1 protein-coding gene and 1 pseudogene are annotated in these 1,620 nt (G+C 61.6%); one reads left to right on the forward strand and one right to left on the reverse strand.

Translation table 11 applies throughout. The annotated features are described in order from the left end of the window. Positions 1-158 (forward strand): annotated as a pseudogene (locus QZY44_RS06020) (IS110 family transposase); the annotation flags it as partial. A 73-nt stretch (positions 159-231) separates the two neighbouring features. Here the strand turns inward: QZY44_RS06020 and ltrA are convergent. Further along, positions 232-1,476 (reverse strand): group II intron reverse transcriptase/maturase, encoded by a 1,245-nt coding sequence (ltrA, locus tag QZY44_RS06025; RefSeq protein ID WP_295443640.1) that lies wholly within the window; start codon positions 1,474-1,476, stop codon positions 232-234. Positions 1,477-1,620 lie beyond the last annotated feature (144 nt).

A 1,620-nucleotide genomic window follows, 5' to 3' on the forward strand; every position in this document is an offset into this window, starting at 1 on the left:
GACTCGAACCTTGCCTGATCGGCATGGAAGCCTGCGGGGGAGCCCACTACTGGGCGCGGATACTGACCGAGTTCGGGCACACGGTTCGGCTGATGGCGCCGCAGTTCGTCAAACCCTACGTGAAGAGCCAGAAGAACGACGCGGCGGATGCCGAGTCGAGTCACCCCGGGGAACCGCCCCCCGAGGTGCTCACGGAACCGGACGTGAACGTCTCCGCTCATCCGGCTCTTCCTATCCAGCCTGTCCATAGAGCAATCGCCAGTGCGGGAACAGCCAGGTGTGCCGCCGCGCAATGCGTTGCAGCCAGTGGTCCGCCCGCCGTTTGTGGCCTCGCAGCCGCTTGAACTTGCGGGTGGCCCACAGGACGAGTTTGCGGTCGATGTGCCTCAGGGTCCGGTACAGCGCCGACTTGTAGTAGACGCCGTAGTAATTGATCCATCCGCGTATCTTCGCGTTGAACATCCGCGCCAGGTCGTCCAGCGCCTTGTCGCTACGCAACGGCAGGTTCCAGCTTCGGACTTCCTGGCGGATCGCTTTCGCTGCCTTGCTGCTGACCGCCGGACTGAAGTTGATGAAGTACTTTCCCCAGCGGTTTTTCGATCTCCGGGGGCGAAAGCTGTACCCCAGAAAGTCGAAACCGATGTTCGGGTAGCCCCCTCGCCGATCATCGTCTTTGCAGTAGATGATTCGGGTCTTCTCCGGGTGGAGTTCCAGTCCACAGTCAGCAAATCGGCGCTCCAGCGCGTCTTTCAGATGTTCCGCCTCCGCCTGCGTGCGGCAGTGGCACACCGCATCATCGGCATAGCGCTCGAATGAAATGCTCGGGTAGGTCCTTTGCATCCACAGGTCGAAGGCGTAGTGCAGGTACAGGTTCGCCAGCAACGGGCTGATGACGCCACCTTGCGGGGTGCCCTTGCTCCGTTCCTGTCGCGTTCCATCCGGCATCTGCACCGGGGCTTTCAGCCATCGCTCAATGTAGAGCACCACCCAGTTGTCCTGGGTGTGGTGGCGCACCGCACGCATCAGAAGAGCCTGATCGAGGTTGTCGAAGAACCCTTTGATGTCAAGATCAACGACCCAGTCGTTGTCCCAGCAACGGCGGCGCGCCTGCCCGATCGCTTGATGGGCCGATTTGCCCAGCCGGTAGCCGTAGGAGTCCGGGTGGAAGTGCTTCTCCAGTTCCGGTTCCAGTACCTGCTTGACCACCATTTGGGCGATCCGGTCGGCGACTGTGGGGATGCCCAGCGGCCGGATGCCTCCGTCCGCCTTAGGGATCTCCACACGCTTGACCGGTGGGGGCTGGTAACTCCCGGAGGCCAGCCGGTTCCAGAGCTTGTAGAGGTTGTTTTCCAAATCCTCATCAAACGCTTGGATCGTCTGGCCGTCCACCCCAGCTCCGCCCTGGTTGGCCTTGACTCGTTTGTAGGCTTCCCACACCTGACGCTTGGTGATGGGAAATGGCTTCGCCGTGTTCAAGAAAGTCCTCCTGTCGCCAGTTGCTTCCTCGTTTCCGGCCAGATAGGGCCACCCCTTCGCTCCAGCCCCATTACAGGGCCTTCGTCACTACTACGGGTGGCTCCGTCCCTGTACCCCGCATCGGTACTCTCACACTCGGGGGGC

Origin of the sequence: uncultured Thiodictyon sp. (assembly GCA_903837595.1) — a bacterium.
Classification (GTDB): Bacteria; Pseudomonadota; Gammaproteobacteria; order Chromatiales; family Chromatiaceae; genus Thiodictyon.